Source organism: Microbacterium sp. LWH13-1.2, assembly GCF_038397735.1.
Lineage (GTDB): Bacteria > Actinomycetota > Actinomycetes > Actinomycetales > Microbacteriaceae > Microbacterium.
The window spans coordinates 151,833-176,575 of record NZ_CP151635.1 but is presented as its reverse complement, the minus strand read 5'-3'; the positions used below and the strand labels follow the sequence as shown (position 1 = coordinate 176,575).

Below are 24,743 nucleotides of genomic sequence, written 5' to 3'. Positions count from 1 at the left end.
ACACCCTGACGACATGAGAGAACACACAGTGCGGTTCCGGACCGAGCGGTTCAAGGCGTTCGTCGATGCGGTGGTGGCGATCGCGATGACACTGCTGATCCTGCCGCTCATGGAGTCGGTGTCGGATGCCGCATCGAACAGGCTGAGCACCGCGGAGTTCTTCGACGAGCATTCCGGCCAGCTGCTGAGCTTCGGGCTCAGCTTCGTCCTCATCGCGACGTTCTGGATGGGACATCACCGCCAGTACCGCGACGTGGAGTGGATCACGAGCCCTCTGCTGTGGATCAACATCGCGTGGATGGCGACCATCGTCTGGCTGCCGGTGCCGACCGCGATGATCGGTCAGATGGACACCGACCTGCTGCAGCCGGTGGTCTACATCGGCACCCTGATCCTCACGCAGGTCACGACGCTCGCCGGATGGCTCTATCTGCTTCGCCACCCCGACTTCACCACCACCCCGGTCGAGACGCTGCGGGCGGGGGTCATCGGCGATCTGGCCGCCATCATCCTATTTCTCATCGCCCTGGCGATCGCGGTGTTCGTCCAGCCCTATGGGTACGCGGGGCTCCTCGTCCTGCTGCTCAGCGGCGTCGTGACGAAGCTGCTGGACCGTGTCGCACTGCGCCGCCGCGCGGCGGGCTGACGTCTCGCTGCGGAAGACGTCAGAGGCGCTCGGCCGCCCGCAGGTAGGCTAGTGCGCGGCATCCAACCGTCTTTTCTGAGGAGCACACGCATGGGCGCACACGACGCCGTCATCGAGATCCCGCGCGGCAGCCGCGTGAAGTACGAGGTCGACCACGAGACCGGACGAGTGCACCTCGACCGCGTGCTCTACACGACCTTCGGGTACCCGGCCGACTACGGCTACTTCGACAACACCCTCGGCGAGGACGGCGACCCGCTCGACGTGCTCGTGCTCCTCGACCACGCCATCTACCCGGGCGTCGTCGTCGAGGTGCGCCCCGTCGCCGTGCTCAAGATGAGCGACGAGGCCGGCGGAGACGACAAGCTCGTCGCCGTGCTCTCGAAGGACCCCCGCTGGGCGCACATCCAGGACATCGACGACATCGCCGAGTACACGAAGAAGGAGATCGCGCACTTCTTCGAGCACTACAAGGACCTCGAGCCCAACAAGTGGGTCAAGGTCGACGAGTGGGGCGACGCCGCAGAGGCGCAGCGCATCCTCGACGAGGCGATCGTCCGTTTCGGCGAGCAGGGTCACTGACTCTCTGCTTCACGAAGAAGACCCCCGGTTCCGCTCAGCGGTCGGGGGTCTTCTTCGTCGCAGACGCTCGTCTCAGACCGAGATGCCCCGGTCGGCGAGGAAGGTGATCGGGTTCGTGTACGCCCCGTTGAGGTAGACCTCGAAGTGCAGGTGGCACCCGACGGATGCTCCGGTGTTGCCCGCATAGGCGATGACCTGACCGGAGCTCACCCGCGCGCCGTTGCGGACGGCGAATCCGCCGTCGCGGATGTGGGCGTAGCCCGACGAGACGCCGCCGCCGTGCTGGATGCGGATGTAGTTGCCGTAGTTCCCTCGCGGGCCGGCGTAGTCGACGGTCCCCGAGTTCGCCGCGTAGATCGCCGCTCCGCAGCCGTTGGCGAGGTCGACCCCGTAGTGGTAGCCGGAGCAGGCCGCACAGGGCTTGGGGCGCGGGCCGTATCCGGCGCTGCGGTGGCCGCCATGCGGGCGTACCCATCCACCGGTTCCCGGTGATCCTCCGGTGCCCCCACCGCCTCCTCCGCCGCCGCCGCCGTTGTTCCCGGCTGCGGCCGCTGCGGCCTCGGCGGCCTCGCGCTGCCTGCGCTGCTCTTCGGCTACGCGCACGCCCTCCTGGTAGCCCGCGACGGTCGTGGCCGTCGCATCCTTGAGGGCTGCGAGCTGAGCCTGCATCGTGGAGAGGTTCGCCGTCTGCTCGTCGAGAGCGACCTGAGCGGCATCCGCTGCGGCCTGCGCCTCGATCATCTTCTGCTCGGCGATCTGCTGCAGACGGTCGCGCTCGGTGCGGGCGACGACGGCCTGATCGGTCAGCGACTGCGCGGAGTTGCGTGCGGCGACCGCGTTGTCATGGACCGTCTGGTTGTACTGGTAGACCTTGTCCATCGAGCCGAGGCGCGAGAGCAGCTCGTCGGCGTTGTCTGCGGAGCCGGCGAAGAACAGTTCGAGGGCGGTGTCGTCGCCGCCGTTGCGGTAGAGCTGGGCGGCGAGCTGGGCGGCCTTCTTGGTCGCGTCGTCGGCGACGACGGCCTGCGCGTCGGCCTGAGCCTGCAGCTCCTCGGCGACGGCGATCGCGTCGAAGTACGCCAGCTGTGCGGTGTTGTACTCCTCACCGGCGAGCTGTGCCTTGGCCTGAGCGTCGGCGACCCGCTGCGTGAGCGACTGGATGAGCCCCTCGATGCGCGTGACCTCGGCGGCCTTGGAGGACTGGTTCGCCATGGCACGCTGTACGTCGTCCCAGCTGGGGTATGTCGCGGCGTATGCGGCGGTCACCCCGGAGGAGACACCGAAGGCGCTGAGCGCGACGACGCTGAGTGCGCCCATCGTGAGCGCACTCCGACGAGTGACCGAGCCGTTCTTCCAGAACGCTCGGCTTTCTGCAGGTGTGGGCGCGCAGCCGCAATCGTCGGATGCCGTGGCAGCATCCTTCGAGGAGTGCTTGTCGTTCACACGGCCCCTTCCGCCGGTTTCACAAATGCCACACTAACAACATCCTTCACATCCGCAACAGGTAGCGGACAGGGTTTGAGGGCACAGTGATACGACTTCATCGTCCCCCCGAACACGCCCGGGCGACAGCAGGCTCGCCCTCGATTCGCGTTTTGCTCGAATCTTCCCTTATGCTTGAGCGTCGGCAAGGAAGTCCTCCGGGACAGACTTCGGCCCCATCGTTTAGCGGCCTAGGACGCCGCCCTTTCACGGCGGTAGCACGGGTTCGAATCCCGTTGGGGTCACTCCTTCCGGTACAATTGAAAACAAGTATGGCCCTGTAGCGCAGTTGGTTAGCGTGCCGCCCTGTCACGGCGGAGGTCGCGGGTTCAAGTCCCGTCAGGGTCGCTCTAAGCGACGGGCCCTTTTCTTCGAGAAGGGCCTTTCGTCTAGATGCGGCAGGTTCAGCCGGTCGCATGGCTCTGTAGCTCAGTTGGTAGAGCGCACGACTGAAAATCGTGAGGTCACGGGATCGACGCCCGTCGGAGCCACAGGGTGATCATTACAGTCACCTTAGGAACCCTCGCCTAGCTTCTACATGGCGGGGGTTTCCGCTTTTCTTAGTGAGAAGCGAAGCGAGACGAAACCGCCCAGACCCTCGCAGCCGCCATTGGCGCTCTCAGTCGGCGTCTCCCATCGCGACCAACCCGCCCCTAACGGCGATGAGGTGGTCGCCCGAAGGCGTCGACGAACTCGATGTGCAACTGGAGAGCACTGATCTGCTGTCCGTGCACGGAGGCGCGGAGCGCGGAGAAGGCGTGCGTAATCCGGTCGCTGGCGGACACGAGATCCTCACGCACGAGGCCCTGCGGGAGAAAGACAGCGGCAACCAGCGTCATGCCTTCCCAACGAGGAGCCCCGAGACCGGCGAAGATCGTCCGTCCGTCGAGGGTTCGGATCTGCAAGCGCAGCGTGTGCGCGAGAGCCGGCCACGCCGCCTGCACGTGCAAGGACATCTCTCTCTGCCACCGACGCAACAGGACTGCATGCATGTCTCGACCAGCCAGCAACCGCCGTCCGACGACGATGACGATCATGGCGACAATCAGGAGCGCGATCACGTTTCGTGGGGTTTGGAGGAAGAAGGCGAACGGCGCCAGGATCAACGCAGTTCCGAGCATCCACCGACCAATGCGCCACAGCCGGGGCCTCTCCCCTGTCCAGTACTGGCGGAGCACGGAGCGCGGATAGGCCATCACTCACCGCCGCGAGACTTCGGAGCAGGCTTCATCTCTGCTGCGCGGAGTGAGTACGCCACACGAGGGCGGCCACCGGTCTCCTTGACGTAGGGAGTGACAGACAGCCCCTCAAAGAAAATCGGGCGGAACGGGAGGCCGTTGGCCTCCGGCGGCGCAGTTGGCTCCGCGATGCTCGCGAGCTTGACGGTGACCTCGTTCTGCCCCTTGCGAGCGTCGGGATCGGCGTCGATTACGCGAACCTGCCACAGAGGGTGGCCGGTGTTCTTGTCGAGATCCTGCCCCTGACGCTGTCCGTCATCCGACCACTTCACGACGGGCTCGACTTCGCCGACCATGAAGCCCCGCGTGGGAAGTACGCCTCGAAGTTGACCGGAATAGATGTCTGGATTGCCATGGTGTCCTCCTGTTTGAGTTGTGTTCCCGCAGTTGCGGGTACAGCTCAAGACTGCGAAGGCACCCCGACACACTCGGAGGCCTTCTGGCTTCCCATCAGCTCCGGACAAGACTATAAGCGCACCCTTCTCGAACTCCGATGGCAAAAAGAGCCAGGTCAAAAGCTAAGAATGCACTGGAGGAAAATGTCGGAATCTCGCGATAGTCAACCCCATCTAAACGGGGGAACTCGACGCCAGGCGGATCACCCCACGACGATCAGCGGCACGCGACAACCCTGATCGCAGTCGGCAAGTCTGCCTGGAGGTGACACCCTCAGGCGCTGCGGCATCCGAACTGTGAGAACTTTCTTTACTCATTCAAGGGCCGGCCTCCGGCCGGCCTGGTCGCCGGGCTGCGCCTGCGGTGCGTGCGGTCCTCGCTGCGCTGCGGTCCGCGCGCTCCTCTTCACAGCCCGGCGACCCCGCGAGCGCACAGCCGGTAGTGTGACGTGCGGAAGACGAGCATTGGAGCGACTACATGGAACGCGTTGACTACGAGTCGATGGTGATTCAAGACATCATCAATGCACACACGCGGGGCGAACTGAATATTTCGCCTTGGTATCAGCGTCGCGCCGTGTGGACGAACGCCCACAAGGCCTACCTAGTCAACTCGATTTTCGAGTTGATGCCGGTGCCGTCGATCTATATCCGTCACACCATTGACCTCGAGAAGGAACGAACCGTGAAGGAGGTGGTTGATGGCCAGCAGCGCATCCGCTCCATCCTCGACTTCCGAGAGGACAAGTTCACGGCCAGGCATCCTGATCACGGTCGCCGCGTCAAGTTCTCATCATTGACAGCGACGCAGCGAGAGCGCTTTCTGATGTCGAAGCTGCCGGTCGCGTACCTGATTGGAGCGGACGATGGGGACGTGATCGAGATTTTTGGGCGATTGAATGCAGTCTCCAAGACTCTCAACGCCCAGGAAAAGAGGTCGGCGCAGTACAGCGGTGAGTTTCACCAGTTCTGCCTTCGCGAGGCTGCCGGACGCCTTCCTCTATGGCGCGGTCTCAACATCTTCTCAGCGAACGACATCTCCCGCATGGTGGAGGTTCAGTTCACAGCGGAGATCACAATGGCGCTGGTCGACGGGATGGAAGACTACAGCGCGCGCCGCATCGACAACGCATACAAGAAGTGGGATGAAGACTTCCCCGAACGAAACAACGTCGAGACCACGCTGGAACGCGTGTACAGCGCGATAGCCTCAGTCGATCCCACCTACGTTCGAGAGACCATCTTCTCGCGACCGCCCGTGTACTACTCGTTGGTCCTCGCGCTGGCTGCACTCAGCCGAATTCCTACCACGGCCAAACTCGAGCGTGCACTTAGCGATATCGACGCACGTTTCAACGATCCTCGTCCCGTTACCGAGCGTCCTCCGGCAGACCTGGAGTTCGTCGCGGCATGCACATCCAGCACACAGCGCATCAGGGCTCGAGAAGTTCGACTCCAGTACATCTCGGACTTCCTTGCGTCTTGAGCCATGCCAGCCCCTCGGGTGGAAGTCGCACACGCGCTCTTCCTGCAAAAAAGCGCGCGCCACACTGTTCTGGCGCAGGGTCTCCCATCGATCGCCGATCACCAGGTCCGAAAGCTCCTTGCCGAGCTGATCATGATGCGACTGTTCGACGACTTGCAAGAATTCCTGCAAGGTGTCGCCGTTCGTCTAGCCTGCGGCGCGCCGTACGTGGATGGGACCAGCGCTGTCTTGCTCGTGCCGTCATTTCGAAGCACAACCGCGGCTGAGGCCGGGTTTCGGACCTACAACCGAAACAGCCCTGTTCTCCTCAAGTGGTCTAAGCCAAAATTTGTCCGCGACGCCACCAAGCACATCCTCGCCCCAAACGAGAACCTCCACTCAGCTTGCGTCGCGGCTGCCGGCCAGCTTGAAGAAATGCGAATCGTGCGGAACAAGGTCGCTCACTCGGGCGTCTCGGAATACAAGGACGTGGTCAAGAAGTACTACGGAGCGCACATCAATGGCGCGTCTCCTGGCCACCTTCTGCTCAGCCCCCGGTTCAGCCCTAACCTTCTCCAGACGTACATCCAGACTTGCCGCGCGGTGGCGCGTTCGGTTGTGAAGGGCTAGGGACTCTCCGTGCCGGTTCTGTGCCGGTCGCTCCGCTGAAACCACCCTCGACCAGCCGCGGCCAACCGTGACGACTAACCCAGAATCTCGCGGCAAACGGCGACCAACGAGCACCCACTGCCCCACCACATCCAACTGAAAATCGTGAGGTCACGGGATCGACGCCCGTCGGAGCCACAGGGTGATCATTACAGTCACCTTAGGAACCCTCGCCTAGCTTCTACATGGCGGGGGTTTCCGCTTTTCCAGGTCAGGTCCGGATTCCGAGCAATCTCCGCACACCTCTGCGCCACTCGATTCGCTCGGCGAGAGCCTCTCTCACGTGATCCCGCTATCGCGGGATCGACGCGGAGCGACGCCCAGGGATCCGACGCACGACCGTCAGAACGCCCCCGCAGACGAGGAATGCGACCGCGATCGCCAGTGACGCCGGACCGGAGTCGAGACCACTCTCTGCGAGCTCGCCAGCCGAATCCACTGCACCACCGTCGTTCTCGGCGGCCGGAGCCACGGCGGGCGCGATCGTGATCTCATAGGACGCATCCGCGTCGGGGGAAGCACCGTTGCTTGCGCGAATGGTGAACAGGTAGGCTCCGGCGACCGTGGGCTGTCCGGAGATGATCCCGGTCACGGCGTCGAGCACCAGGCCGGGCGGAAGCGCCCCGCCCACGACGGAGTACTCCGGCTGCGGAGCACCCTCCGCAGTGATCGTGTGCGAATAGTCCACACCGACCCGCCCCGTCGGCGGCGACGCAGACGTGACCTCGGGACTCGTGGTGACTGTGCCCGGCGTGGTGGTGCAGCCGGTCGGGGCGGTGAGGGTGTCGGTGTCGAGCGTCACTGCACCGGTGCGTGCCAGGAGACGACCGGTGATGGTCGCGGCGGTCTGCGCAGTCACCGAGATGTCCGCCATCACCGTCCCGACGAACTGCGCACCGGAGCCGATCGTGGCCGAACTTCCCACCTGCCAGAACACGTTGCACGCGCTCGCGCCGCCGGTCACGGTGACGATCGCGCCCGATCCGATGGTGAGCGTCGATGCCGCCTGGAAGATCCAGACCGATTCGGCGGTTCCGGCGAGAGTCAGCTGCCCTGTCACCGAGAGCGTGTCTCCCGCGTAAACGCCCGGCGTGAGCGACGCACCCGTGAGATCACCCAGGCCCGACGCCATGGGAGTGAGCCCTGCAGCGACGCCGTAAGCCGTGGTCAGATCCGCCTGAGCCTCGGCCGCGACGGCGTCAGTCGCATGCACGGTGCCGTTGACGACCGCAGGGGGTATCCCCGTGATCGACGTACCGGGGCTGAGCCCCACGTCGCCGCCGATCACCGACGGTCCGGTGTTCGTGACCGTCGACGATGCCAGCACCGCGAAGGGGGCGGCGGTACCCAGATCGATCGGACCGTCGATCGTCGTTGCGGCTGTCGCCGGAGGCACGACCGCGAGGGTGAGAAACGCCGCGACGGCGATCGTGCACAGTAGGGCGCGCGTGCGGAGCATGACGAACCTTCCATTAAGGAGGGGCATCGTCATCGACCGCGTCAACAGGTCAGCGCCTGCTGTAGGTCTATCACGGATATTTCGGCGCCGAGGGCAGTGCCGAGAATTGACGGTCCAATCGTCACCTTCGGTGGCGCTGGAGGCGAGGAACCCGCAAAGACACGCTTCCTTTGTTAAGGGAAGTAATATATCGATATGGGACCTGAACTTCCCGTTGCGCCTGGGGCGCAGCGGAACCTGGGGCCGGACGAGCTCTTCCGCCGCCTCGCTACATCCATCGCCGACGGCACCTATGCTCCGGGGGCGAAGCTGAGCGACAAGGCGATCGCCGACGACCTCGGCGTCACGCGCACGCCGGTGCGCGAGGCCGTGCAGCGTCTCGCCCGCGCCGGGTTGATGGAGGTGCACGCGAACCGCTACTCGATGGTGACCGACATCACGGATGAGCGCTCGCGCATCACCCGCGAGTTCGCCGCGTCGCAGGGCGGCGAGATCATTCGCGAGGCAGCGCTCGCACTGTCCGAGAAGGACCTCGTCATCGCCTGCGAGCTGATCCACGACGCTATCGAATCGGTCGAGACCGGCGAGGGCTGGATCGAGACGCATGTCGAGCTCTTCGAGTTCCTCACGGACCGCGCGCTCAACGATCTCTACCGGCTGATGCTGAGCGACTTCTGGTACCTGGTCTTCCGCGACCTCTACCTCGTCGAGCCGCGCGTGAATACAAGAGACTCCCTCGAGGAGCTCGAATCGGCGATGCGCGCCCGCAGTGCGAATGCCGGCGTGAAGGCCGTGCAGAGGATGCTCCGCTTCAAGTAGCCGGATCGACTCGACGGAGTTGGTCCCGGTCCTCCCTCGCCCGAACGGGGAGGACCGGAGCAGTCGATTGAGAAGGTCCGCAAGCGCACCCACCCCCATGTGGGCGCTCAAGACCGAGAGAACTCGAGGGCACCGTCTGGTTCGACCGACGGAGAGCGGCATACTGCGGCTCGTCGTTACTCCAGCGTATGGCGACAGGTCTCCTGACGCTCGTCGGGGCCCGGCCATTGACGCGGAGTCGCTCGACCTGCTAAGCCTTCCGTGGCCGCGTGTTCAGGCCGTTGCGACGACGTGAACCCGGCCTCGGTACGCTCGAACCATGCTCGAGACTCTCACCGGATTCGCCGTCGTGGGAGTCGCGATCGCCCTCGGTTACGTGCTCGGACGGATCGATCTGCTCGGGCCACACGCCCGGCACGTGCTCGGCCGCCTCATCTTCTTCGTGCTCTCGCCTTTCCTGCTGTTCACGGTGCTCGCTCACGCCGACGCGAAGATGCTGTTCTCCGCGCTGCTGCCGGTCTCGGCGATCGCCGCCGTGTCGATCATCGCGGTCTACACCCTCGTCGCGCGCCTCTGGTGGAAGCGACCCGTCGGCGAGACGCTGATCGGCGCCCTGTCCGCCGGCCAGGTCAACTCGAACAACATCGGCATCCCGCTGTCCCTCTACCTGCTGGGCAGTGCCGCCTACCCCGCCCCCGTGGTGCTCATGCAGCTGCTGGTGTTCACCCCGATCTCACTCACGATCCTCGACGCGGTCACCAGCGACAGAGTCTCGCTGGGCAAGACGCTCGCCCGCACGGCGACGAACCCGATCATCATCGCCTCACTGCTCGGGACCCTCGTCTCGGTCCTCGGCCTCACGGTTCCGCCGATCGTCATGGAGCCCGCCCAGCTCATCGCCGACGCAGCGGTGCCGGTGCTGCTCATCAGCTACGGCATCTCGCTCCACGGCCAGCGAGTGCTCGGCGCTCCGGGCCACCGCCGGGACATCATCCTCGCCACTCTGCTCAAGCTCATCGCGATGCCGCTGATCGCGTGGGCCGCCGCAGAATTCGTGTTCGGGCTGTCGTCGACCGAGGTGCTGATCGTGGTCATCCTCGCCGCGCTGCCGACGGCGCAGAACGTCTTCAACTACTCGCAGCGGTACGACATCGGCGAGACGATCTCACGCGACACGGTGTTCCTCACGACGCTCGGATGCCTCCCGGTGCTGATCCTGATCATGTTCCTGCTGGGCTGAGCTTCTCGGCATCCGCAAAACGCCGAGCATCGGTCAGCACCAGCGGGAGATCCCGCATCACGACCACGCTGTCGAAGACCGCGGATCCCTCGGGAAGCGCGTCGAAGAACGATGACCGCAGATGGTGCAGCTGCGCGCCCTCGACCTTCCACTCCTCCGTCGACAGGGCGACCGGCTCGACGGTTCGTCCGTCACGGCCCAGCGACCATCCGATGCGACCTGCGCGATAGAAGTCCGATGCCTCGTCGACGGAGCCGAAGACCCCGCTCGTCCACTCGCCGCCCACCTCGACGTCGGCGTCGAGACTGTGCGCCCCCGCCTGCATCGTGAGGGCGTAGCGGTCGCCCGACTCGCGAATGCGGAAACGAGCCCTGCGATGGACCCCGGGGAACATCCGCCCGCCGAACAGCACCGGATGCCACGCCGAACTGTGCCGCTCGAAGATGAAGACGCCCTGCTCGACGCTCTCCGGGCCGTCCCACTCGACGGCGATCCGATGCGCGGCATTCTCAGACCGGAGGCCCCATCGGCGATCGACCCCGCTCGGCCGGATCGACTCCAGCCCCAGGACGCATACCCCGGCGAGCGCCGTCCCGCCGATGATCTGCGGTCGGAAGCCGTCGGGCAGCATCGTCGCGGCGACTACCGGGTCGACGCGGTAGCTGATGAGGAGTCGCCTGCGGAGCTGTGCTCTGACATCGCGGATGATCGGCATATTCTGAATCTAGCACTATAGCTAAATGACTCCAAGGACTTCTCCGCGACGTCTGGCCCGTAGGTTGGACGCGTGGACAACCCGCTCTTCTTCATCGTGCTGATCGCCGCCGTCATCGTGCTCGCGGTCTTCCTGCCGCGGTGGGTCCGGCGGTCGAGCCGGACAGCCGGAGAGCGCGCGGAGCAGCGCGTCACGGCATCCCGCCTCGAGGAGATCCTCGGCGACCTCGGCTCCACGCTCGTGCTTCACGCACCCGAACCCGTGGCGCGCGAGATCGTCGACGGCGTCGCACTGCAGCAGCCTCGCAAGTTCACCGTGCTTCCCGACGGCGGCTACGGCATCCGTTTCGTCGACCCCGATGACTCCCTCGTCCGCCTCGTCGAGGGCCAGGACGGCACTCGCGTGCAGATCGAACGGTTCCGGGAGTACCTCGGGAAGCCGCAGACCACGGAGTTCTGGGCGGACCTGCGCTCGGGAATCGCCTCAGCCGCGAGCGCTCGCGGCGTCGCGACCACCGCCGGGCCTGCGCTGCGCCATCGGCATGACGACGCCACCGGCACCTGGTCACTCGAGTAGTCCCTGCGCGCGAACGCAGAAACGGTCAGCATCGCAATGCTGACCGTTTCTGTTCACACGACGTCGTCTCGGATCAGGCCTCGACCGTCGCCGCCTGACCACGGCGCGACCGCAGTGCGAGGACGGCACCTCCGACAACCGCCGCGAAAGCCGCGATCAGCACGACCGGCGAGATCGGCTCGGAACCGGTCGAGGCGAGGCCGCCCCGGGCAGTACCTGCTCCACCGGACCCACTGCCCGCGCCGTTGGCGTCAGCGCCCGCGGCGGAGCCACCTGCTCCCCCTGCACCTGCATTCCCGCCGGCATCTGCGTTGCCACCCGTGCCGGCGTTTCCTCCCGCACCGGCTCCGGCGTCCACATCACCGTCCGTGTCCACGGCGACGAAAGTCGCCGATGCCACACCGCCCAGCACCACCTGGTCGGCCGCATGGAAGGTCGCGAAGACCTGGCACGGCTTGCTGTCCGCGGCGACCGCCGGGCTCTGATTCCATCCGATGTGCGTCGTCGCCGCGGGCGTCGCCTGCACAGCGAGGTCAGCGGTGCCGGCCGCGGTGGCAGTGAGCCCCAGGACCACGGTCACGGGCTCTCCGCTTCCAGCCACCTGCAGATCGGATCCGCTGAGGATACCCGGCCCGCTGATGACCGACAGCGTGCCTGCGACGCCCTGCGTGGACACTGCGAGCGAGGAGGTGAAGATGTCGGTGGTCACCGAGAACTCGGCGGTCTGCCCGACCTCGAGCGGCTCGACGGGCCCCGCGACGATCAGGGAGGGGTCATCGGGCAGGCCGGCGAGGATCTCCGCCTGGCGCGCTGCGCTCATGTTGGTCTCGCAGGTCGCGGCGCGGTCGATCTCCGCACCCGCGGGGGTCGGACCCACGGGGTCGCTGATGCACCAGACGAGGACCTGGAGCGCAGCACGCTCCCACGACGTCTCATCCGCCACGGCGCTCGATGCGTCGTTGAGCGAGAAGTATCCGGTGCCCGCATATGTCTCCTGACCGTGCTGGATCAGATACGCGATCAGCTTCTCCTGGTCGGCGGTGAGCTTCGGATTGGGGTCGTCGAGAGCCTCGACCCCGGGGATCGCGTTGCCGTCGATGTCGAGCAGATCCCCGTTCTGGTTCACCCCGCTGCACACGTGCGAGAAGTAGTCGGTGCAGAACATCCACTCCGAGACCGCGCCGACGCCCTCGACGTACCGGGTGCCGCACACCGCGGGATAGCCGTTGAGCTCGTTCGCTCCGAACACGTCGTACAGCGGAACGATGTTGCCCGCGTTGTACTCGACGAGCCGCGTGCCGAAGACGGAGGCGAGGTTCTGCACCACGCCGGCCGCGTTCGTCGGGTCGTCCAGAGTCGTGCCCTCGCACAGAGGTGCGGTGAACTCGGCCGCGGGCTCCGACGGCACATCCGCGCTCGCAGGCGCAGCCACTGCCCATAGCCCCAGTGCCACGACCGCGCCGAGTGCGACTGCCGCGACCCCCCGCGTCAACGGTGTCCTGCTGAACTTCATCCGATGGCCTCCCCATCACGAACGCACGAACGCGCACCCGACGTGCGCATCTCCCCACCTTTAGAGATGCATATCGATATGTTTCATTACGCGATTGCAGCGATCAGATGTCGTCCGAGCTCCGGTGAGAGTCCGCGAACCGGGCCGCCGCAACGGTTGCGCTCCCTCGCTCTCCCCAGGACCGGGTGCATCTCACAGCCGTCGCAACTAGGCTGTGGTATTGCCGATGACGCCCCGACAACCTGCAGCCGGACAACGACGGCACCACTTCTCATCACAGTTCTCAGTCCCTGTGACCTGCGCCGGAAAGGCTGACCCATGAGTGCATCACCCGACAACGACCGCACCCCCGACTTCTTCGACAAGCTGATCGAAGAGAACCCTCGCGAGCAGCAGCGCGAGCAGTCCGGTTTCACCGCCTCTTTCCGCGGATACGACAAGGCCGAGGTCGACTCTGCTCTCAGCACACTGCGCAACCAGCTGCAGCAGGCCAAGGCCGATCTCGCCGCGACCGAGGCCCGTCATGAGGATGCAGTCGAGGCTCTCCGCGACGAAGAGCGCATCGCTCGGGAAGAGCTCGAAGCCGAGCTGCTCGCCGCCAAGGCGAAGGCAGCCGAGACCGAGGCGCAGGTGGCCACCCTCACCAACGAACTCGTCGACACTCCTCGGGCCGATGGCCAGGAAGCGCCGTCCCGCGAGCAGTTCGAGGCCATCCTCCGCGTCGCCGAGGAGCAGGCGAACGTGCTCATCCAGAACGCCGCGGTTCAGGCCGACCGCCTGATGGCTGCCGCGCGCGAAGAGGTCACGACGCAGCGCGCCGAGGCCGACGCCGACGTCACGCGTATCATCGCGCAGGCGCAGCACGACGCCGATCAGGTGCGTCTCAAGATCGACACCGAGTACACCGCGCACCAAGCAACGCTCGAGCGCGAGGCTGCGCACGCGGCCGAGAAGGTGCACCAGGCGACGCAGGAGGCCACGGCCATCCGCACCGAGGCCGAGAAGGGCGCAGCGGCGCTGCGCTCTCTCGTCACGCGCGAGACCACGCAGCTGCGCGCGGACGCCGAGCGCGAAGTGCGCGAGATGAACGCCCGCGTGCTCGAGTTCGAGGAGACCCTCACCCGCCGCCAGGACGACGCACAGCAGGAGTTCCTGGTGCTGCACAATCAGGCCGTCGCCCACGCCGAGCGCATCACCACCGACGCGAACGAGCAGGTCGCCGCATCGCTCGAGCACGCGCAGCGCATCTCGGGCAAGGCTGACGACTACGAGCGCCTGATGCGCTCGCAGGCGCAGACCATCGAGGCGGATGCCCAGGTGCGGGCGCGTGACACCCTCGACCGCGCCCGCGTGAAGTCGCAGAAGATCGTCGACTCCGTGACGAGCCACACCTCCGCGGTGCTGCGCGACGCCGAAGACCAGGCCAGGCAGCTGCGCTGGCAGCAGCAGCAGCTCGCCAGCTTCATGGCCGAGGTCCGCGAGCTGATCCGCCCCGACGGCATCTTCAGCAACGAAGCGCCGACCGTCGGGACCTCAGCGGACGCCGAGGGGGTCGACGAGCTCGACACCGTCGAGGCCATCGATGCAGAGCTGATCGACGATACCGAGGCCGACGACACGGATGCGGCCGACGAGCCGACCTCGGAGTTCCGCGGCGACGAGGCGCTGGAAGACGAGCTGCTCGACGACGACGCCGAGACCATCGACGGCAAGATCACGATCGAGGTCGTCGAGTCCGACGAGAAGGCCTCGCGCTGAGCACCCTCTCCTGACTGACGAAACGGGGGCGTGTGCGGATATCCGCCCACGCCCCCGTTTCATGCCCCCCCGGCTATCGCTCCGGCCCTTCAGCGTGCACGCTGTACCTATGACAGACAGCGTGATCGAGGTGCGGGACCTCCGCAAAGAGTACGGCGGCGCCGTCGCGGTCGACGGCATCAGCTTCGACATCCGCCGTGGAGAGACCTTCGCGCTCCTCGGCCCGAACGGCGCGGGCAAGTCGACGACCATCGAGATCCTCGAGGGCTATCGACACCGCACCTCCGGTGACGTGCGCGTGCTCGGAGTCGATCCCCAGCGAGGCGGCCTGGCATGGAAGGCACGACTCGGAATAGTGCTGCAGTCCACCGGCGAGGCCGGGAACTTCACCGTGCGCGAGCTGCTCACCGAGTTCGCCGGCTACTACCCGGACCCTCGCTCGGTCGACGAGGTTATCGCCGCGGTGGGGCTCGAGCACAAGCAGCGATCGAGAGCGGGCAAGCTGTCGGGCGGCCAGCAACGACGTCTCGACGTCGCTCTGGGGATCATCGGCCGACCGGAGCTGCTGTTCCTCGATGAGCCGACGACGGGTTTCGACCCCGAGGCACGGCAGCAGTTCTGGCAGCTCATCCGCACCTTGAAGGCGGAGGGCACCAGCATCCTGCTGACGACCCACTACCTCGACGAGGCGGCGCGTCTCGGAGATCGAGCTGCCGTGATCACGGACGGTCGGATCGTGGCCGTCGGTCGGATAGATGAGATCGGCGGCCCCGAGGCGCGGACGCCGATGGTGCGGTGGAGGGATGCCGCGGGGGTGCGCCGAGAACAGCGCACCACGACTCCCGGTGCGGTCGTCTCCGAGCTTCAGCGTGCGGGCGGCGAGCCGGACAGCCTCGAGGTGGTGCGTCCCACACTCGAGGACATCTACCTCGGCCTCATCCGCGAGCACGGAGTCGGCGCCGATGCCGATGCCGACGGCCTGCGGGCCGATGCGAGGGAGTCCGCATGAGCACCACGACCGCCACCGACGGATTCGGGCTCGCTCGGACCATCCGCCTCGGGCTCCGCCGCATCCCGTTCGAACTGCGTCAATACTTCCGCGCCAGCGATCAGGTCTTCTTCACTTTCCTGTTCCCGACGCTGATGTACCTCATCTTCGCGACGATCTTCACAGGCGACATCGGCGACGGCGCAGACAAGATCAGCATGGCGACGTACTACCTCCCCGGGCTCGTGGCGGGAGGCATCTTCCTGTCGGGCATGCAGGGATTGTCGATCGAGATCGCCGTGGAGAAGAGCGACGGCACCCTCAAGAGGCTGGGCAGCACTCCGATCTCACCCGCCACGTACTTCATCGGCAAGATCGGCGAGGTCTTCGTCACCGCCATCCTGCAGATCACGCTCCTCCTGGTGGTCGCAGTCGTCCTGTATCAGGTGGAGCTGCCTTCCGACGCCGAGGCCTGGGGGCGCTTCGCCTGGGTCTTCGTGCTCGGGCTGCTCTCGTGCACTCTCCTCGGCATCGCACTCTCGGCCGTGCCACGATCCGGAAAGACCGCCTCTGCGGTGGTGATCCCGGTCGTGCTGCTGCTGCAGTTCATCTCCGGCGTCTACATCGCCTTCACCGCACTGCCGGAATGGCTGCAGAACGTCGCTGCGGTCTTCCCCCTGAAGTGGATGGCTCAGGGCATGCGCGCGGCGATCCTTCCCGATTCGTTCTCGGCGGCCGAGCCGAGCGGATCGTGGGAGCTCGGCTTCGTGGCGATCGCCCTCACCGCATGGCTCGTGGCGGGTTTCATCCTCAGTCGCGCGACGTTCCGCTGGATCAGACGCAACTGACGGCCCGGCACGCGAACGGCCCCATCCCGGAGGATGGGGCCGTTCGATGCGGAGGACGGCTCCTGAGCCGCGAGAGGTCTACGCGCGGACGAACTGCGCGGCTGCAGGGCAGTCGAACGGATCGGCACCCGCGGCGAGACCGACGCGGTTGAGGTACTGGATGACGATCGCGTACGACTGGCCGAGGCTGGTCTCGGTGTACGGCACATTGTTGGCTGCACAGTAGTCGCGCACGACCTCACGGGCCTTCGAGAGGTGCGGGCGGGGCATGTTCGGGAACAGGTGGTGCTCGACCTGGTAGTTGAGGCCTCCCATGAGCCAGGTGGCCCACCATCCGCCACGGATGTTGCGCGAGGTGCGCACCTGCTTCGAGAAGAAGTCGAGGCGAGCATTCGGGTCGATGATCGGCATGCCCTTGTGGTTCGGCGCGAACGAGGCGCCCATGTAGACGCCGAAGACGGCCATCTGCACGCCCATGAAGGCGAAGGCCATGCCGAGCGGCAGCATCAGGAAGACCGGGACGAGCACGATCGCGAAGCGGAGAGCGATGAGCCCGAGCTCGATCCAGCGGCCCTTGGCCTTCTTGCTGGTCACGAGGTGCTTGACGCCGAGGTAGTGGAGGTTCAGGCCCTCGAGCGTCAGCAGCGGGAAGAAGAACCAACCCTGCTTGCGCGTGATCAGGCGGACCAGGCCGCGCGACTGCGCAGCATCCGTCTCGAGGAACGAGATGGTGTCGACCTCGATGTCGGGGTCCTTGCCCACCTGGTTCGGGTTTCCGTGATGCTTGGTGTGCTTGGAGTCCCACCAGGAGTAGCTGATCCCGACCACGCCTGCGGCGAGGATGCGGGCGAGGCGGAAGTTCGCCGGGCCCGTCGAGAGGATCTGGCGGTGAGCCGCCTCATGGGCGAGGAACGCCACCTGCGTGAGGATGATGCCGAGAGCTGCGGCCATCAGCAGCTGGAACCAGCTGTCACCGAGGAGGATGAAGCCGGTGACGACTCCACCGAGGGCCACCGCGAGGCCGGTGGCTACGAAGATGTAGAACCACCCGGCGCGCTGCAGCAGGCCGGTCTCGCGGATGACCTGGGACACCTGCTTGTAGGCGTGGGTCATCGGGGGGATGTCTGCGTTGCCCGAATACGTCTGACGTACACGGCCGAGGGTGGCTGCGGTCTTTTCGACCTGTGCAATGGAGATGATGCTCTCCTGTCGATTGGAGCCCTTGAGCTGTGGAAAGCCCAAGGCAGATCGCCCAACGCTTACCTCAACATAACCCCCCTCACATGCACTGTGGGGAATACGTCGCGGACTCTGTGACGACTCTGTGTGAGGTCACAGGCGATGGTCAGGCGCGCGCCCGATGCGGTCCGCGCCGCAGGACCTGACGCAGTCGCCGCGAGAATGCCGACGGGCGCCGTTGCGGCGTATTCGCCCCCTCGAGGGCGTCGCGGGCATCGTCGAGCGACTCGAAAGAGCCGAGATCGGTGCCCCGCTGGTCGCGGGCGAGGTGGGTGGTGCCGTCGAACTCGACGAAACCGGCGAATTCGCCGGCTCGGGTCGCGACGTGCACGTCGGTGTCGGCCTGTTTCCAGGTCAGCGGGTCGAAAGGCGAAAAAGTGGTCATGCTCATGGTGATACTCATTGCTGTGTGACGGGCGCGCGATGTCGCGGCCCGCAAGATGATGAGATCGAAGGCGGATGCCGCGCGCATCGATGCGCTTGGTCCGTGATGGCCCTGATCAGTGGCTTCGTGGTGGCCTAGAGGGGGGCCGAAACACACGCTGCACCATCAGCCTAGCAGATCGGCTCAGTTCGTACATCCAGATCGGACTCGGCAGCGCGACGCCCGAGAAGAGGACGGTATTGAGCTTGAGGTCGAACGCCCCCAGCATCAGTTGGACGGCGGCTGACCACCGCCGGGACCGCCGTCGCCACCCGAGGGGGCGGAGCCTGCGGTGGGGGTGGTCGTCGTGTCGACGCCGACCACGAGGGTGGTCGAGTAGCCGCCGGCCGCGTCTCCCGTGATGGTGGGCAGCTGCAGGGCCGCGGCGTCGTCGCCGAAGACGTTGTCTGCGGAGAGGCTCGTCTGCGACAGGTTCTGCGACGAGCCGTCGTAGCGGGAGTCCGCATAGACCGCAGCACAGGCCTCTTCGGGGAGCGCCATCTGCGAGGTGGCGATCGCGTTGGCGGAATCGGTGATCGAGTCGACGTCCGGGTACACCTCGAAGTGGATGTGCGGCCAGCGTCCCGAGTAGCAGCCCGGGAAGATCGATGCGAACGAGACCTTGCCCTCGGCATCCGCCACCTGCACGCCGCGCAGGTACGTGACGTCCTCGAGCCCTGAGGAGTACATCGAGTACTCCCCCTGCGCGGTGCAGTGCCAGGCGTAGACCGCCACACCTGCGAAGGGCGTACCACCGTTCGCCAGATCGAGCACCTGGAACTCGAAGGTGAGCGGGATGCCGTCGGCCGTGGCCGAGCCGTCGATCGAGGTCGTGATGTCGTGGCGCACGATCCCGGCCTCCTCGAGCACGTCTGGGCCGTTGGATCCGTCTCCGGGGTAGGGCCCTGCAGTCTCGTCGGGGATCTCCCCCGCCGCGGTCTCGGTGCCGGTCGACGTGTCACTCTCGGTCGTCGCCGTAGGGTCGCTGCTGCTCGTGCTCGACGTGCCGGTCGCCGCGGGGGCGCAGGCGGCCAGGACGACCGCGCCGACGCCGAGACCTGCGAGACCGAGCACTCCACGACGGGTCACGAGGGTGCGGATGTCGAAGGCCGCGCCCTGATCGACGACCTCCTCATCCGCCCGGTCGAGCAGCCGTCCTTCGTAGGTGGGGCCCTCCGGCGTCTGGACGGGTTCGGGGATGCGGGTCATGATCGTGCTCCTCTGGGTGGGTTCGGGTTGTCGATGTGGTTGTCGATGCACCCATGGTCACGGAGGAGCCGATCAGCGAGCTATTCCTCGTCTATGCGAAGGCTATGACGTCTTGTCGACGGGCGGGTGCAGCACGAGCACGACCACGATCGCCACGAGCACCAGCGCGGTGATGGCCACCGGGATCGGGAGGATGGGGTCGAGGAGCACGACGACGGCCCCGATCGGGACCACGGCGTTCACGACGCGGTCGGCGTTCTCGCGGATCGCGATCCACCAGACCCCCAGCAGGAAGATCGCGATCGGGATCGTCACGGTGAACGAGGCGACCGCGTTCGAGAGGTGGCTCTCTCCGGTGAGCACGTCGAGCTCGACCTCGATGCCGGCCGAGAACGCGGCGGCGGCGGCGAACACCACGTAGTGGGTGTAGCCGTAGCGGAGCGACCGGCGGAACGTCGTGATCGCGCGGTGGTGCGGCGGCCAGAAGTAGATCCACCACAGCGATGCCGTCACCGCGAGCGTCAGAACGGAGATGGAGATGAGGGGGACGAACGATTCCAGCTCATGGCTCGCGTCGATGATCGCGTTCGCGGATGCGAGCAGACTCTCACCGAGCACGATCAGCGTGAAGAGCCCATACCTCTCGGTGATGTGATGCGGATGCCACGGCGTCTGATGCCGGTATTCGGCGAACACCGGCACGCCGACCTCGATCAGCGCGAACACCACGAAGGCGACGAGCTGGGCGGTGCCCGTGGGGATGAACAGGAACAGGATCCACAGCATCTGGACCGCGGCGATCCCGAAGGCGTACCGACGTGTCGCCGACCGGAGCTCGCCCGCACTCCGTGATGCACGGAGCCACTGCGCGACCATCGCGACGCGCATCACGATGTACCCGATGACCGGCACGGTGAAGTCACCGTGCTCGAACGCGGCGGGGATGCCGGAGGCGAAGGCGAGCACCCCGCCCATCTGCACGATCGTCGTGACGCGGTACAGCCAGTCGTCGGTGTCGAACGAGGTGGCGAACCACGTGAAGTTCATCCACGCCCACCACAGGGCGAAGAAGACCATCGCGTAGGAGGTTATGCCGTGCACGAAGTCGCCGTGAATCAGCGCGTGGTGCAGCTGCGCCGAGGCGATGCTCACGGCGACGACGAACACCAGGTCGAAGAAGAGCTCGAGCGTGCTGGCCGTTCGATGCGGCTGTGCGGGGTCGCGCGGCAGCATGCGACTCAGGTGGAATCGAGGTGCGGAAGCTGTGGTCACGCGGTCAGAATATCGCCGCGATTTCGGGCCGGAGCGCGCGTACCGGAATATCGGTTCGTCCACTCGTGTGAATTATCTTCCGCTGAACGTCCGGTTCCGCTAGAGTGAACGAAGTCTGCAGCGCCTGCTGCCAGCATCACCGTGTGGGACGGTGGTCGCAACCCGTGATGTGGGATCACGGATGCAGCAGGAACCCGAGGGGTCGGGATGCGGACGATGCCATGGACGTGGGGTCCGTGGTCTGGGGAAACACTGGGGAAAATAATGGCGCACTGGGGATTTCTGCGTACATACACGGCTCAAGGAGCCTCGGCATGACTTCCGTCGAGGATGCCCTGAGCATCACTCGCGCGGGTTCGGTCTTCACGCCGGTCGCTGCACCGCGAGCCACCAAGTCGGTCACGCACACGGTGGTCACACCGCGCGTGTCCGCCACGCTGGAGAGGCGCCGCCAGTGGGAGCGGCGCTATCGGATGCGACTGCGGATCACGGATGCAGGGGTCATCCTGTTCGCCGTCGGGATCACAGCAGCGGTCCAGCTGATGACGGGTGTTGCGGGGGAAGAGGCCCTGCGCAACGGCATCCTGCTGGCCACGCTCTGGTATCTGATGCTCAGCGCTCTGCATACACGTGATGCAGCGCTGTTCCGCGCCAGCGCCACCGAGTACCGCGGCGTCGCCCACGCGAGCGGGCTGGCGTTCGGGATCGTCGCCATGCTCGGCGTCGTACTCGGCTGGCAGACGATGCAGCTCCTGCTGCTCGTCGGTCTGCCGCTCGGTGTCCTCACACTGCTCGTCACGCGATGGGCGTGGCGGCACTGGCTGACGGCTCAGCGTGCGCGGGGGCGGTTCGCCTCCCGCACGCTGGTCGTCGGCAACAGGGATGACGTCGAATACGTCATCCGCACCCTGCACCCGATCGGTGCCTCCGGGTACCAGGTCGTGGGTGCCACGCTGCTCGACGGCAACGCCCGTGACGTCGAGGTCGCGAACGTGCACTTCCCGGTGCTCGGCAACGTGAACTCGGTCTCCACGGTCGCGGCAGAGCTCGGCGCCGACACGATCATCGTCGCGAGCCGTCCTGACGGCGACCCCGACTTCGTGAAGCACCTGAGCTGGCAGCTCGAGGGCACGGCCGCAGAGCTCGTGCTCTCGAGCCGCCTCACCGACGTCGCCGGCCCGCGCATCTCGTTCGCGCCGGTCGAGGGCCTCCCGCTCATCCAGGTGCAGATCCCCTCGTACGAGGGCGGCCAGCATGTGCTCAAGCGTGCACTCGACATCGCTGTCGCGTCCATCGCACTCATCCCGATCGCACTGATCACACCGTTCCTGGCGCTGCTCGTCAAGCTCGACTCCCCTGGGCCTCTGTTCTTCTCCCAGGAGCGCGTCGGGCGCGACGGACGCACGTTCAAGATCATGAAGTTCCGCTCCATGAAGACCGACGCCGAGCAGCAGCTCGCCGCGCTCAAAGAGCAGAACCAAGGGGCGGGCCTCCTGTTCAAGATGAAGGACGACCCCCGCGTCACCCGCGTCGGCAGGATCCTGCGCAAGCTGTCGCTCGACGAGCTGCCGCAGTTCTGGAACGTCCTCATCGGCGACATGAGCGTCGTGGGACCGCGTCCGCCGCTGCCCTCCGAGGTGACGGCGTACGACGGCACGGTCTTCCGCCGCCTGTACATCAAGCCCGGCATCACGGGTCTCTGGCAGGTCTCAGGTCGCAGCGACCTCTCGTGGGATGAGAGCGTGCGTCTCGACCTGCGCTATGTCGAGAACTGGTCCGTGATGAACGACCTGCAGATCATGTGGCGAACTGCCAAGGTCATGGTGCAGCCCAGCGGGGCATACTAGTCACAGAACGCTGTGGTTCGGTCCGCCGGGGAGGCGGATGCAGAGCCGTGATGCAGCGCAATGGATGCGAGAGCATCCGAATTGAGGGGGAAATCAACGTGCCATCAACCGTCCGGATACTCGGAACCCACGGTGTTCCGGCCGCATACGGCGGCTTCGAGACGGCCGCCGAGAACGTCGGTCTGTACCTGCGCGATCAGGGCTGGAACGTGATCGTCTACTGCCAGCTTCCCGGCGACGGGCCCACGACCGTCGACGAGTGGAACGGCCTGCAGCGGGTTCTCGTGCACGAGCCCCGCGAAGGCTGGAAGGGCACGTCGGCATTCGACCTGACCACCATCCGCCACGCGATGCGCGAGCACGTCGACGGAGACGTCTGGCTCACGTTCGGCTACAACACCGGGGTGTTCGACATCATCCCGCGGCTCCGCCGGATCCCGAACGTCATCAACATGGACGGCATGGAGTGGACCCGCAAGCGCTGGGGCGTCGTCAAGCAGGGCATCCTGCTCGCCAACGAGCGGCTCGCCGGCTGGGTCGGCGACGTGCTGATCGCCGACCACCCCGTGATCGCCACGTACCTGCGCCGGCACTTCGGATCGCGCCGCGTGCAGACGATCACCTATGGCGCGCACGAAGTGCTCGACGCCCCGACGGCTCCGGTCGAAGAGCTCGGGCTCACCCCCGACGACTACGCGATGATCGTGTGCCGGCCGATCCCCGAGAACTCGGTGCTCGAGATCGTCCAGGCGTGGTCCGCGACCGAACGCGGCATGCCGCTGGTCGTGGTCGGCCCCTACGGAGACGACGATCCGTATCACGTGGCCGTCCGCGCCGCGGCATCCGATGAGGTGATCTTCCCCGGGTCGATCTTCGAACCCGACCGCATCCAGTCGCTGCGGTTCCACTCCGCCCTCTACCTTCACGGGCACACGGTGGGCGGCACGAACCCTTCGCTGGTCGAGGCCATGGGTGCCGGCAACGCCGTCATCGCCCACGACAACCCGTACAACACCTGGGTCGCCGGACCCGACAACGCCTACTTCACCGGAGCCGACGATCTCGCCGGCCTGCTCGATGACGTGCTCTCCGATGACACCAGAAGACGGCGCATGGGCGCCGCCAGCCGCGACCGGTTCCGTGCGGAGTTCACGTGGACCAAGATCGGTGCCGAGTACGAACAGGCCCTGCGCACAGCGCTCGCGCGGCGGGGGCACGCACAGCAGCAGACAGGGGTAAACGCATGATCGATGTGGCAGTGGTCGGACTCGGGAAGATGGGGTTGTCCCATCTGTCGATGATCAAGGCGCACCCCGATGTGAACCTCGTGGGCGTGTGCGACGCCACGGGGTATCTGCTCGACATCCTGGCGAAGTACACCGGGGTCAAGACCTTCAAAGATCTCGACAAGATGCTCGACGAGGCCCGTCCGCAGGCGATCATCATCGCGACGCCGACCCACCTGCATGCGGGGATGATCCGCAATGCGCTGCAGCGCGGCATCCACGTGTTCTGCGAGAAGCCGCTCGTGATCGACCCGGCCGACAGCGTCGAGCTCACGGCGCTGGCCGAGCAGAAGGGTCTCGTCACCCAGGTCGGCTACCACAACCGATTCGTCGGCGCGTTCCTCGAGGTCAAGCGCCTGCTCGATCTCGACGCCATCGGCACCGTGAACACCGCGCTCGCCGAGGCCTACGGCCCGGTCGTCCTCAAGCCGGCCGGCCGCACCTGGCGCAGCGAACGCGCCACCGGCGGCGGCTGCCTGTACGACTATGCAGCTCACCCGCTGAACCTTCTCACCTGGTATCTCGGCACACCGGAGTCGGTCAGCGGCAGCCAGCTGACCAGCATCTTCTCCGCACAGATCGACGACGCCGTGGCGAGCACCCTGCACTACGCCGACGGAACCGCGCAGATCATCTCGAACTGGTCGGACGAGTCGCAGCGCAAGATGACGACCAAGATCACCCTCTGGGGCACGAACGGTCGGATCTACGCAGACCGCCAGGAGATCCATGTCTACCTGCGTGACACCGCAACGATCCCCGAGGGGTACCGCGTCGGCTGGAACGTGCGCTACACCACCGATCTCACCGAATCACCCTGGTTCTATCTGCGGGGCGAGGAATACAGCGCGCAACTGGACTCCTTCGTGCAGCGCGCCCAGGCCGGCACATCCGCCGGGACCAATGACTTCGCTTCGGCAGCGGTCACCGACAGGGTGATCTCGATGATCAGTGAGGATGCGCTTCGCGAGGACTCGCGCCTTACCGCAGAAGCAGCATCCGATCTCGCCGTGCAGACGGCACCGAAGGGGCGTATCGCGGCAGCGCTGAGCGCTCTGCGTGGAGGGAAATGA

23 protein-coding genes and 3 tRNA genes are annotated in these 24,743 nt (G+C 66.0%); 16 read left to right on the top strand and 10 right to left on the bottom strand.

Annotated elements, in window-relative coordinates; all coding sequences use genetic code 11:
- Window positions 1-13: 13 nt before the first annotated feature.
- Window positions 14-646 (top strand): TMEM175 family protein, encoded by a 633-nt coding sequence (locus MRBLWH13_RS00715; RefSeq protein WP_056515307.1) that lies wholly within the window; start codon window positions 14-16, stop codon window positions 644-646.
- Between the two features lie 90 nt (window positions 647-736).
- Entirely contained in the window at window positions 737-1,228 is a 492-nt protein-coding gene (locus tag MRBLWH13_RS00710) for an inorganic diphosphatase (RefSeq protein WP_055869737.1), read from the top strand.
- A 72-nt stretch (window positions 1,229-1,300) separates the two neighbouring features.
- Here the strand turns inward: MRBLWH13_RS00710 and MRBLWH13_RS00705 are convergent, their stop codons facing one another.
- Entirely contained in the window at window positions 1,301-2,671 is a 1,371-nt protein-coding gene (locus MRBLWH13_RS00705; RefSeq protein WP_341956440.1) for a M23 family metallopeptidase, read from the bottom strand.
- Between the two features lie 211 nt (window positions 2,672-2,882).
- Between MRBLWH13_RS00705 and MRBLWH13_RS00700 the strand changes: the two genes are divergently transcribed.
- The 3 genes from MRBLWH13_RS00700 (at window position 2,883) to MRBLWH13_RS00690 (ending at window position 3,201) form a co-directional block, all read left to right on the top strand.
- Window positions 2,883-2,955: transfer RNA gene (locus tag MRBLWH13_RS00700), tRNA-Glu, on the top strand.
- Window positions 2,956-2,984: 29 nt separating this feature from the next.
- Window positions 2,985-3,058 (top strand) — tRNA-Asp (locus tag MRBLWH13_RS00695).
- A gap of 70 nt (window positions 3,059-3,128) precedes the next feature.
- Window positions 3,129-3,201: transfer RNA gene (locus MRBLWH13_RS00690), tRNA-Phe, on the top strand.
- A gap of 162 nt (window positions 3,202-3,363) precedes the next feature.
- On the opposite strand, the gene MRBLWH13_RS00685 is transcribed toward MRBLWH13_RS00690, so the two are convergent.
- A complete protein-coding gene (locus MRBLWH13_RS00685; RefSeq protein WP_341956439.1) occupies window positions 3,364-3,831 on the bottom strand; it encodes a hypothetical protein in 468 nt (155 codons plus the stop codon).
- Between the two features lie 74 nt (window positions 3,832-3,905).
- Window positions 3,906-4,244: a plasmid replication, integration and excision activator gene (locus MRBLWH13_RS00680; protein WP_341956438.1), complete on the bottom strand. Its 339-nt coding sequence runs from the start codon at window positions 4,242-4,244 to the stop codon at window positions 3,906-3,908.
- A 577-nt stretch (window positions 4,245-4,821) separates the two neighbouring features.
- On the opposite strand from MRBLWH13_RS00680, the gene MRBLWH13_RS00675 reads away from it, so the two are divergent.
- Both MRBLWH13_RS00675 and MRBLWH13_RS00670 read left to right on the top strand, forming a co-directional pair.
- Window positions 4,822-5,829, top strand: a complete 1,008-nt coding sequence (locus tag MRBLWH13_RS00675; RefSeq protein ID WP_341956437.1) for a DUF262 domain-containing protein — start codon at window positions 4,822-4,824, stop codon at window positions 5,827-5,829.
- Between the two features lie 18 nt (window positions 5,830-5,847).
- A complete protein-coding gene (locus MRBLWH13_RS00670) occupies window positions 5,848-6,438 on the top strand; it encodes a hypothetical protein (RefSeq protein ID WP_341956436.1) in 591 nt (196 codons plus the stop codon).
- Between the two features lie 331 nt (window positions 6,439-6,769).
- On the opposite strand, the gene MRBLWH13_RS00665 is transcribed toward MRBLWH13_RS00670, so the two are convergent.
- Entirely contained in the window at window positions 6,770-7,936 is a 1,167-nt protein-coding gene (locus tag MRBLWH13_RS00665) for an ice-binding family protein (RefSeq protein WP_341956435.1), read from the bottom strand.
- A gap of 195 nt (window positions 7,937-8,131) precedes the next feature.
- Between MRBLWH13_RS00665 and MRBLWH13_RS00660 the strand changes: the two genes are divergently transcribed.
- Both MRBLWH13_RS00660 and MRBLWH13_RS00655 read left to right on the top strand, forming a co-directional pair.
- Window positions 8,132-8,755, top strand: a complete 624-nt coding sequence (locus MRBLWH13_RS00660; RefSeq protein WP_341956434.1) for a GntR family transcriptional regulator — start codon at window positions 8,132-8,134, stop codon at window positions 8,753-8,755.
- 319 nt (window positions 8,756-9,074) lie between these two features.
- Window positions 9,075-9,995, top strand: coding sequence for an AEC family transporter (locus MRBLWH13_RS00655; protein ID WP_341956433.1), 921 nt, complete (start codon window positions 9,075-9,077; stop codon window positions 9,993-9,995).
- On the opposite strand, the gene MRBLWH13_RS00650 is transcribed toward MRBLWH13_RS00655, so the two are convergent.
- The gene (locus MRBLWH13_RS00650) at window positions 9,976-10,710 is read right to left on the bottom strand and encodes a DUF2071 domain-containing protein (RefSeq protein ID WP_341956432.1); all 735 of its coding nucleotides are present in this window, start codon (window positions 10,708-10,710) and stop codon (window positions 9,976-9,978) included. The two genes, MRBLWH13_RS00655 and MRBLWH13_RS00650, sit on opposite strands and share 20 nt — an antisense overlap.
- Before the next feature lie 72 nt (window positions 10,711-10,782).
- Between MRBLWH13_RS00650 and MRBLWH13_RS00645 the strand changes: the two genes are divergently transcribed.
- Entirely contained in the window at window positions 10,783-11,286 is a 504-nt protein-coding gene (locus MRBLWH13_RS00645; protein ID WP_341956431.1) for a hypothetical protein, read from the top strand.
- Window positions 11,287-11,359: 73 nt separating this feature from the next.
- On the opposite strand, the gene MRBLWH13_RS00640 is transcribed toward MRBLWH13_RS00645, so the two are convergent.
- Window positions 11,360-12,799, bottom strand: coding sequence for a hypothetical protein (locus tag MRBLWH13_RS00640; RefSeq protein WP_341956430.1), 1,440 nt, complete (start codon window positions 12,797-12,799; stop codon window positions 11,360-11,362).
- A gap of 318 nt (window positions 12,800-13,117) precedes the next feature.
- Between MRBLWH13_RS00640 and MRBLWH13_RS00635 the strand changes: the two genes are divergently transcribed.
- The 3 genes from MRBLWH13_RS00635 to MRBLWH13_RS00625 all read left to right on the top strand — a co-directional run bounded on the left by MRBLWH13_RS00635 (window position 13,118) and on the right by MRBLWH13_RS00625 (window position 16,393).
- Window positions 13,118-14,557 (top strand): cell division initiation protein, encoded by a 1,440-nt coding sequence (locus MRBLWH13_RS00635; protein WP_341956429.1) that lies wholly within the window; start codon window positions 13,118-13,120, stop codon window positions 14,555-14,557.
- Window positions 14,558-14,666: 109 nt separating this feature from the next.
- A complete protein-coding gene (locus MRBLWH13_RS00630) occupies window positions 14,667-15,566 on the top strand; it encodes an ABC transporter ATP-binding protein (protein ID WP_341956428.1) in 900 nt (299 codons plus the stop codon).
- Window positions 15,563-16,393, top strand: a complete 831-nt coding sequence (locus MRBLWH13_RS00625) for an ABC transporter permease (RefSeq protein ID WP_341956427.1) — start codon at window positions 15,563-15,565, stop codon at window positions 16,391-16,393. Before MRBLWH13_RS00630 ends, MRBLWH13_RS00625 begins: the two co-directional genes overlap by 4 nt.
- Window positions 16,394-16,471: 78 nt before the next feature.
- Here MRBLWH13_RS00625 and MRBLWH13_RS00620 read toward each other — a convergent pair whose 3' ends face one another.
- From MRBLWH13_RS00620 to MRBLWH13_RS00605, 4 genes are all read right to left on the bottom strand, one after another.
- Entirely contained in the window at window positions 16,472-17,593 is a 1,122-nt protein-coding gene (locus tag MRBLWH13_RS00620) for an acyl-CoA desaturase (protein ID WP_341958358.1), read from the bottom strand.
- Window positions 17,594-17,738: 145 nt separating this feature from the next.
- Entirely contained in the window at window positions 17,739-18,017 is a 279-nt protein-coding gene (locus tag MRBLWH13_RS00615; RefSeq protein ID WP_341956426.1) for a hypothetical protein, read from the bottom strand.
- A 267-nt stretch (window positions 18,018-18,284) separates the two neighbouring features.
- Window positions 18,285-19,265, bottom strand: a complete 981-nt coding sequence (locus tag MRBLWH13_RS00610; RefSeq protein WP_341956425.1) for an intradiol ring-cleavage dioxygenase — start codon at window positions 19,263-19,265, stop codon at window positions 18,285-18,287.
- A gap of 102 nt (window positions 19,266-19,367) precedes the next feature.
- The gene (locus MRBLWH13_RS00605; protein ID WP_341958356.1) at window positions 19,368-20,498 is read right to left on the bottom strand and encodes a low temperature requirement protein A; all 1,131 of its coding nucleotides are present in this window, start codon (window positions 20,496-20,498) and stop codon (window positions 19,368-19,370) included.
- 353 nt (window positions 20,499-20,851) lie between these two features.
- Between MRBLWH13_RS00605 and MRBLWH13_RS00600 the strand changes: the two genes are divergently transcribed.
- The 3 genes from MRBLWH13_RS00600 to MRBLWH13_RS00590 all read left to right on the top strand — a co-directional run bounded on the left by MRBLWH13_RS00600 (window position 20,852) and on the right by MRBLWH13_RS00590 (window position 24,743).
- Window positions 20,852-22,384 carry a sugar transferase gene (locus tag MRBLWH13_RS00600; RefSeq protein WP_341956424.1) on the top strand — a complete coding sequence of 511 codons (1,533 nt, stop codon included), beginning with the start codon at window positions 20,852-20,854 and terminating at the stop codon, window positions 22,382-22,384.
- Window positions 22,385-22,482: 98 nt separating this feature from the next.
- A complete protein-coding gene (locus tag MRBLWH13_RS00595) occupies window positions 22,483-23,631 on the top strand; it encodes a DUF1972 domain-containing protein (protein WP_341956423.1) in 1,149 nt (382 codons plus the stop codon).
- Complete coding sequence (locus MRBLWH13_RS00590; RefSeq protein WP_341956422.1) at window positions 23,628-24,743, top strand: Gfo/Idh/MocA family oxidoreductase; 1,116 nt, start codon at window positions 23,628-23,630, stop codon at window positions 24,741-24,743. The genes MRBLWH13_RS00595 and MRBLWH13_RS00590 overlap by 4 nt, the downstream gene beginning before the upstream one ends.

Coding starts and splice junctions, on each gene's coding strand:
- MRBLWH13_RS00615 (WP_341956426.1), bottom strand. CDS start 18,017: ATGACCACTTTTTCGCCTTTCGACCCGCTGACCTGGAAACAGGCCGAC.
- MRBLWH13_RS00640 (WP_341956430.1), bottom strand. CDS start 12,799: ATGAAGTTCAGCAGGACACCGTTGACGCGGGGGGTCGCGGCAGTCGCA.
- MRBLWH13_RS00675 (WP_341956437.1), top strand. CDS start 4,822: ATGGAACGCGTTGACTACGAGTCGATGGTGATTCAAGACATCATCAAT.
- MRBLWH13_RS00600 (WP_341956424.1), top strand. CDS start 20,852: ATGACTTCCGTCGAGGATGCCCTGAGCATCACTCGCGCGGGTTCGGTC.
- MRBLWH13_RS00590 (WP_341956422.1), top strand. CDS start 23,628: ATGATCGATGTGGCAGTGGTCGGACTCGGGAAGATGGGGTTGTCCCAT.
- MRBLWH13_RS00680 (WP_341956438.1), bottom strand. CDS start 4,244: ATGGTCGGCGAAGTCGAGCCCGTCGTGAAGTGGTCGGATGACGGACAG.
- MRBLWH13_RS00655 (WP_341956433.1), top strand. CDS start 9,075: ATGCTCGAGACTCTCACCGGATTCGCCGTCGTGGGAGTCGCGATCGCC.
- MRBLWH13_RS00650 (WP_341956432.1), bottom strand. CDS start 10,710: ATGCCGATCATCCGCGATGTCAGAGCACAGCTCCGCAGGCGACTCCTC.
- MRBLWH13_RS00635 (WP_341956429.1), top strand. CDS start 13,118: ATGAGTGCATCACCCGACAACGACCGCACCCCCGACTTCTTCGACAAG.
- MRBLWH13_RS00665 (WP_341956435.1), bottom strand. CDS start 7,936: ATGCTCCGCACGCGCGCCCTACTGTGCACGATCGCCGTCGCGGCGTTT.
- MRBLWH13_RS00625 (WP_341956427.1), top strand. CDS start 15,563: ATGAGCACCACGACCGCCACCGACGGATTCGGGCTCGCTCGGACCATC.
- MRBLWH13_RS00660 (WP_341956434.1), top strand. CDS start 8,132: ATGGGACCTGAACTTCCCGTTGCGCCTGGGGCGCAGCGGAACCTGGGG.
- MRBLWH13_RS00610 (WP_341956425.1), bottom strand. CDS start 19,265: ATGACCCGCATCCCCGAACCCGTCCAGACGCCGGAGGGCCCCACCTAC.
- MRBLWH13_RS00685 (WP_341956439.1), bottom strand. CDS start 3,831: ATGCTCGGAACTGCGTTGATCCTGGCGCCGTTCGCCTTCTTCCTCCAA.
- MRBLWH13_RS00715 (WP_056515307.1), top strand. CDS start 14: ATGAGAGAACACACAGTGCGGTTCCGGACCGAGCGGTTCAAGGCGTTC.
- MRBLWH13_RS00710 (WP_055869737.1), top strand. CDS start 737: ATGGGCGCACACGACGCCGTCATCGAGATCCCGCGCGGCAGCCGCGTG.
- MRBLWH13_RS00630 (WP_341956428.1), top strand. CDS start 14,667: ATGACAGACAGCGTGATCGAGGTGCGGGACCTCCGCAAAGAGTACGGC.
- MRBLWH13_RS00605 (WP_341958356.1), bottom strand. CDS start 20,498: ATGCTGCCGCGCGACCCCGCACAGCCGCATCGAACGGCCAGCACGCTC.